This is a genomic window from Pseudomonas sp. LS-2, from assembly GCF_003605735.1.
Classification (GTDB): domain Bacteria; phylum Pseudomonadota; class Gammaproteobacteria; order Pseudomonadales; family Pseudomonadaceae; genus Aquipseudomonas.
In genome coordinates this window covers 22,426-29,093 of the sequence record NZ_QXTJ01000018.1, presented here as the reverse complement: position 1 = coordinate 29,093, position 6,668 = coordinate 22,426, and the positions used below count along the sequence as shown (strand labels likewise).

Genomic DNA, 6,668 nt, shown 5'->3' with positions numbered 1-6,668 from the left:
GCATATGGGTCACCAGTTCGAAGCGCTCGCTACCCGGCAACAGTTTTCGCATCGGTCGACAAACCTGGCGGCGGGCCGTATGCGTCCGGCCAAGTCATCTACCCAACCCCGAGAGGCCAAGGCATGGTGTGCACTTAAATTTAGGTGGGCACCAGTTCTAGCCTTTTAAGCGGGTATTTCATGCAGCCGACACGCCGTTCGTATTCCAAATCCTTCAAAGTCCAGGTCATTAAAGAGTGCTCCCAGCCCGGAGCCTCGATTGCCAGCGTCGCCCTCAGTCATAGCCTCAACGCGAACCTCGTCCACAAGTGGATTCGGCTGCAAGCGCAGAAAAGCATGGCGCTTCAACCCGCATTCATCCCTTTGCCTATAAAAGCAACGGCGCCGGTATCCTCGTCAAATATCAGCGTTGAGATTCTGCACCCCTGCGGCACTGTCAAAGTGAGTTGGCCGACTGATAGCGCTGCTGCCTGCGCCGCATTCCTCAAAGACCTGTTGCGATGATCCGCATCGATGCCATCTGGCTCGCTACCGAGCCTATGGATATGCGCGCCGGCACTGAAACGGCGCTGGCCAGGGTGGTGGCGGTGTTCGGTGCGGCGAAGCCGCACTGTGCTTATCTGTTTGCCAATCGCCGCGCGACTCGGATCAAAGTGCTGGTACACGATGGGATTGGCGTCTGGTTGGCGGCACGTCGATTGAACCAGGGGAAATTCCACTGGGCAGGCGTCCGACAAGGCAGCGAAGTGCAGTTGGATACCGAGCAGTTTCAGGCCCTGGTACTCGGCCTGCCTTGGCAACGTGTTGGCGCTGGCGCTGCAATTACGTTGCTTTAAAAACTGTAATTAATGCCTTGGCTCGCTGTAGAGGATGGCGTGCTTTGGTAAAATCCACGCCATGACTTCCAAGCCTGATCTTGCTCAAATGACTCCCGACCAACTGCGTGCATTCGCTGCGCAGTTGCTGTCGCAAGTCGAGACCATGGGCACGACGGTCGAAACGATGGGCAGGAAGATCAACCGCGATCAAACACTGATCGAGAAGCTGACCCACGAGATCGCACAGCTCAAGCGTTTGAAGTTTGCCAAGCGCAGCGAACAAATGAATCCCGAGCAGGCCAGCCTGTTGGATGACTTGATCGATACCGATATCGCAGCGATTGAGGCCGAGCTTCAGGCATTACAAATAACGCCCATTGCGACCGAGAAAAAGCAAAAGCCCAAGCGTACGGCCTTGCCGCCAGAGTTTCCGCGCACGTTGATCCATCACGAACCGGACAACACCCAGTGCCCATGTGGCTGCGACCTCCAGCGCATCGGCGAAGATGTCAGCGAGAAGTTGGACTACACACCGGGCGTGTTTACTGTCGAGCGCCATATTCGTGGTAAGTGGGTGTGCGATGACTGCGAAACGCTGATCCAGGCGCCGGTACCTGCGCAAGTTATCGACAAGGGCATTCCGACTGCCGGGTTGCTTGCCCACGTCATGATCGCGAAGTTTGCTGATCATCTTCCCCTTTACCGGCAGGAATCGATTTTCGGTCGAGCAGGCTTGGCGATTCCGCGTTCGACATTGGCCCAGTGGGTCGGCATGACAGGCGTGCAGTTGCAGCCACTGGTCGATGCCCTGCGCGACGTGGTAATCGGGCAACAGGTCGTGCACGCGGACGAAACACCGGTACAAATGCTCGCTCCGGGCTCGATGAAAACCCACCGTTCTTATGTTTGGGCGTACGCCACCAGCCAGTTCTGCGAAACAGCTGCGGTTGTCTACGACTTCAGCCCCAGCCGCGCTGGTGAGCATGCTCGTAACTTCCTGCACGGCTGGAAAGGCAAGCTGGTCTGCGACGATTTTGGCGGTTACAAGGCGAGTTTCGAACTCGGCGTGACCGAAATTGGTTGCATGGCTCATGCTCGTCGCAAGTTCTTTGAATTGCACGCCACTAACAAGAGTCAGATCGCCGAGCAGGCCCTACGCTACATCCAGTTGCTGTACGAAATCGAAAGCGAAGTGCGCGACCTGGAGCCGGATTTACGGTGCCGAATACGGCAAGAAAAAGCTGTGCCGGTGATGGATAGGCTGCATGCCTGGATGATAGCCCAGCGTGATCTTGTGCCCGAAGGTTCGGCTATCAGCAGAGCACTCGATTACAGCCTGAAACGCTGGACAGCGCTGTCGCGCTACCTGGATGACGGCGCCGTTCCCATTGACAACAACTGGGCCGAGAACCAGATCCGACCATGGGCTCTTGGACGCAAGAACTGGCTCTTCGCAGGGTCGCTACGCAGTGGAAAACGGGCTGCGGCGATCATGAGCTTGATCCAGTCTGCGCGCCTCAACGGGCATGATCCGTACGCCTATTTGAAGGATATCCTCACGCGCCTGCCGACGCAGCGGGCAAGTGAAATTGAACAACTGCTTCCGCATAAGTGGGTATCCGCCTACCCACGCGAAAGTATCTTAGTCACAGAGAGGCCCTGAGCAAATGAACCGCCAAAAGCTGTTTTTCTGCTTCGTGAGCGGTAAGAGGTCTTTCACAGTATTCTCGACTTAGAAAAACAATCGCGTCATTACCGTCGGGGTTGTCGGAATAACCGGGGTGTTTTGATATCTCTGCGAGCAAGTTTTCAGAGACTGGAGCGACATGAAAATGTGCGTTGAAACCAGGAGAAAATCCCAATTTGTAGAACATTACTTTGTAGGGGGAATATAACTTTGCCAGCAAACGCTCCGAGGTTTTCATCACCAAACCGAGAGATGACATGGCTTCGTCGCTCAAATCGCTGAGACCTGAAGCTGTCTCTTTAGATGAAATTATCAAATACCCGTCGTAACGTGAATCTCGCCGATGAGTCACTATCCAGTGGGTGTTGCTGAAAACTCTTAGCTCGTCCATGTAGCTCCTGCTAAACGACGTGTTTGGATGAATGTTAGGCCGAGTGGTGCAACCTACATTTCTTGCCTGACGATATGCAACCAATTATCGCAGCGGCCCAAAGTCGTCTGGTCAAGACGGGTTTGCCATACGCATACGGCGGGCCTGCATTTGCTGCTGGGCTAGGCGGGCCGAGTAGCCACCGCAAGCACCTCGGTTACGGCGCAGCTCACGGCTGATGGTCGAAGGGGATCGGTTGATCAAGCAGGCAATCCTGCGCAGGCTGAAGCCTTGGGTACGACCGATTTGAATGGTGGCGCGCTCTTCAACGCTGAGTTCGGTATAAGACATAGGGGCAGCACCGTACCGGAAAGGTCAGGTGTTGCACTCAGTTTTTGCCGCCGCCCGTTTTAAGGGATCTGTAGCCACGAGCGCCGTACGGCCCGTATAGCCACCAGCCAGTGATGATTCGAAGTAAATTTGCGTTCTTTGAGCTAATTGGCGCGGCTGATTTTGTAACTGGCCCGTCACCAAAATTCAGCGTCATTGCCTTCTTGGCCCATGGATCAAGCCTCCAAACCGGATCGCCCCAACGGCTTACTACTTTGCCCTGTGCATCAATTACGACCGGCCAATCAGGTGGCGGAGGCCAGCTCTCTGGACGGTAATTTGATGCCCCAGGAACAGCGAGAGGCGACTCGATAGAAAGCCCTAACGTCGTGAGCATATTCATAGGGAAGACCCCGCTGTAACTTCCGCAAGCCGAATAAATCCGTCCCAAGCTGGGTGATAGTCTTCCTCAGCTATGCGTGCTAGTGCCTCATCCACCCAAAGCCGACGCACCTCGCTACTCTCTTGAAAGAATCGTAACTTCGCACTCAGACGCTCGACCGCAAGCATTGCTGGATGGTCAGCCTCGTCAGACCTATCCGTGCAAGCTGGGCGATATCTAACTAGCTCCAAACTCTTGAGCACTCGCAAACTACTCAGAGACCAGACGTGATCCTCACTTTCAATATCCCGATGATTGACGCAGAAAAGGCACCCCGCAGCGTTAATACAATCGGGATCAGGAGCATTAGTCGGAGCATCTACGACGGTTTCTGGTATGGGCGTCACACAAGTACCTGGAGCAGGTGAGCAAACGACGGGATCTGCTTGCCGGTGAAATCGAGTGATTTCAATCATCGCAATTTGCGGATTGGGCTCGGCGTACACACGGATCAAAGTTTCAGCGGTGTGCTGTGCGATTTCCGCCACCAGCTCGGGGCGTTGCGACTCACGTAACAGCCAATTAATACGCGCGCCCCGCAGCTTGCGAGGTCGAACGAATCGAACATTTGAAACGGTGCAGACGCGCGCAATAGCCGAGAACTGAGGAGCTTCCAAGGCGAGACGTCCCCCTGAACGGACAAGAGGGAAAAGAAGCCCCTCTAGATCGTCTGGAAACCACGTGTTTCGCCACTCAATGTAGTGTTCGAACCACTGCTTGTAGCTTGAGAAAACCTCAAACAGCACTTCACCCTGACGGCGATTTTTGTAAGACCTCACTTGGTAACCATCAAGATGACTCGTGTAATGGTATTGGTCGATTCGAAGCTGATGCGCCTGCGATAAATTCATGCCGGTTTGTGCGATGAACATAAGCAGCTCAGCTTCGATTCGTAGATTCACCGCCGGGTATCGAGTCTCGATTGAAACGTCCGAATTCCGAAGTTCGCGGTGTCGAAGGATGTCCGCAATCTGGAATTTGGTTTGAGGTCGAATCCGTCGTGACGCTTCCTTCTCTGTATCGCGCAGGCCGCACCAGATAGGTAGCGTCGAACCCGACCGCAACTCCACTTGGATGGGAAGTGGCCCCGTGACTGCTTCATAGGTAAGGGCCGTACAGAGGTCGGCAATGAACTGCCCGAATGAAAAGCTCTCTTCTAAACTTTGCTTATTAGCGCCCCCATTACTGACCTTTCCGTTGCCTCTAGGCTTGCGAATTCGGGTGCTGTACAGAAGCGTCGAGCTTCGACGTAAAACTCGGTCGAGCATCGTCGCGGTTAAACTTGCCACGTCGTATAACGATCCGGCAGTTAGGTATCCTTCCACGCGATGACGCTGTAGAAGATGTTCAGCCCACCCCAGGTACTCCTCCGCGACCGTATCAATGCTCAAAGTACGCTCGCACTGATCCACCCACTGAAAAAACTTCCTCAACGCGCCGATCTTGTTATTTGCCGAAAAGCGGCTCCCCCCGCCGACAAGGTCGTCGGTCAAACACTCATGGAGCCCCTTCACAAGCCCTACTCGCTCCAGCAAAGGATCACCTAAAGCACCTGACGTGATTTTACTGCGTACAGTCTTCACCTTTGCCTTAGCACCACCGCTGTATAAAAGTGGTGCCAGATCCCAGGGCGTCTCATTTTTCGCGTACTCAAGCACTGGAAACGTTAGGTCTGAAAACGTCAGATTATTCATTGCTTGCTCCCTGCATCGAAGCAATCCCTGTAAACGCAGCCATGAAGCTGTTCGCAATGGCCTGCTTAGCGGGTGCGGCTTGCACAAATTTGATGTATTTGAAGGTGGTAGCCTCCGAATTTGGCCCGTGAAGCAATGCATTGCTGACAGTCGCAATCACTATCGCCACATCAGTGCAATTTGCTAAAGCGAGCCTAGCTAGCTCAGTTCCAAAGGTGCATCGGGATTGGTGGAAGCGAAATTTCCTGAGCGCTTTGATGCCCGACGCGATACCTAATTTTCTAAGCGATGACATCTCAACGTTTATGGCCGAAGACTGATCACTGTTGCGACGTCCGAAAGGGTTTCCGAATCGTGTCAAGAACACTAAGTCTTGATGCTCGCCAGCAGCAGATGCCTCGCGAGTCAACCTGCGAAGACTCTTGGTGTACTCCAAGACTTCTGAACACAAAGCTTCGGGAATCCATACCTGGCCAGTTACTCCAAATTTGGTATGCACGGGTGGGGACGCACCTGGCCCTACGGATATCAGAAGCAGACCTTTAGCAGACGGATCATGTAAGGCACGCTCCAACGTATCAATACGAAGGTCACAGATCGTCCCCAGTCTCATACCCGTAAAGAAACCTAGAGCCAACATCAGATAAAGCTCGGGTGAGGCGTTCTGTTTTGCGAAATCAAGAATGGCGTCTCGATCAACCGCAGACACAGGAAGTAGGCCTCCTTCCAAAGTGACCCCAATGCGTTTTCGGTTTGGAATACCCAGATCGGTGGTGGTGCCAGCTAGCGTTCGCTCGAAGCCGACCTGGTCAAAGTATTTGATGAAATAGCGCTTGTCTTTCCATAGCGGCAATAGCGGGTTTAGAAGGCCACGCCTCCTAACCCACCTGTAGAAACTGATGCAGTTACGCATGTACTCGGAAGCCGTGGCAGGACTGATATGACCAGCGTCACGAGCCTTGATAAGCGCCCCACGGTACTGAACAAGACATCGATCAGCCTTTCGAGACGGAAACTCAAACCACTGAAGCCTGCGACTCTCCAAAAACTTCGCGTAGTTCAACAGCCCGTTCAGGTTGCTGGAAACGGTCTTAAGGAGTGCCTCACCATTGGTGACTCTCTCCATAGCCCAGAGATTGGCTTCTCTCCAAGGCAAGCCGTCTTCCCAGAATATTTGTGGTAGTCCTTCGATCACTGCACGGGAGCTATTCAGCGAGTAGGTAATCAGGCGGTCTTTGACAGAAAGGTCATGCGGACTGAAGTGAATGTGTTCGACGGTAGGCAAGTGAAATCTCTGTAAGAACAAGCGTCAATGTCCATGGGGACA

General features: G+C 53.7%; 6 protein-coding genes and 1 pseudogene. 3 read left to right on the top strand and 4 right to left on the bottom strand.

Annotated features, from left to right (window positions below; genetic code table 11):
- Positions 1–180: 180 nt before the first annotated feature.
- From D3M70_RS12440 to D3M70_RS12430, 3 genes are all read left to right on the top strand, one after another.
- Positions 181–504 (top strand): transposase, encoded by a 324-nt coding sequence (locus D3M70_RS12440; protein WP_120126061.1) that lies wholly within the window; start codon positions 181–183, stop codon positions 502–504.
- Positions 501–836 carry an IS66 family insertion sequence element accessory protein TnpB gene (gene tnpB, locus D3M70_RS33100; protein WP_120126060.1) on the top strand — a complete coding sequence of 112 codons (336 nt, stop codon included), beginning with the start codon at positions 501–503 and terminating at the stop codon, positions 834–836. The genes D3M70_RS12440 and tnpB overlap by 4 nt, the downstream gene beginning before the upstream one ends.
- Before the next feature lie 61 nt (positions 837–897).
- Complete coding sequence (locus D3M70_RS12430; RefSeq protein ID WP_120126059.1) at positions 898–2,481, top strand: IS66 family transposase; 1,584 nt, start codon at positions 898–900, stop codon at positions 2,479–2,481.
- On the opposite strand, the gene D3M70_RS12425 is transcribed toward D3M70_RS12430, so the two are convergent.
- The 4 genes and pseudogenes from D3M70_RS12425 to D3M70_RS12405 form a co-directional block, all read right to left on the bottom strand.
- A complete protein-coding gene (locus D3M70_RS12425) occupies positions 2,465–2,896 on the bottom strand; it encodes a hypothetical protein (RefSeq protein WP_120126058.1) in 432 nt (143 codons plus the stop codon). The two genes, D3M70_RS12430 and D3M70_RS12425, sit on opposite strands and share 17 nt — an antisense overlap.
- Positions 2,897–3,031: 135 nt before the next feature.
- Positions 3,032–3,226: pseudogene (locus D3M70_RS12420) on the bottom strand (helix-turn-helix domain-containing protein); the annotation flags it as partial.
- Positions 3,227–3,604: 378 nt separating this feature from the next.
- Positions 3,605–5,341, bottom strand: a complete 1,737-nt coding sequence (locus D3M70_RS12410) for a site-specific integrase (protein ID WP_120126057.1) — start codon at positions 5,339–5,341, stop codon at positions 3,605–3,607.
- Complete coding sequence (locus tag D3M70_RS12405) at positions 5,334–6,647, bottom strand: site-specific integrase (RefSeq protein WP_120126056.1); 1,314 nt, start codon at positions 6,645–6,647, stop codon at positions 5,334–5,336. The genes D3M70_RS12410 and D3M70_RS12405 overlap by 8 nt, the downstream gene beginning before the upstream one ends.
- Positions 6,648–6,668 lie beyond the last annotated feature (21 nt).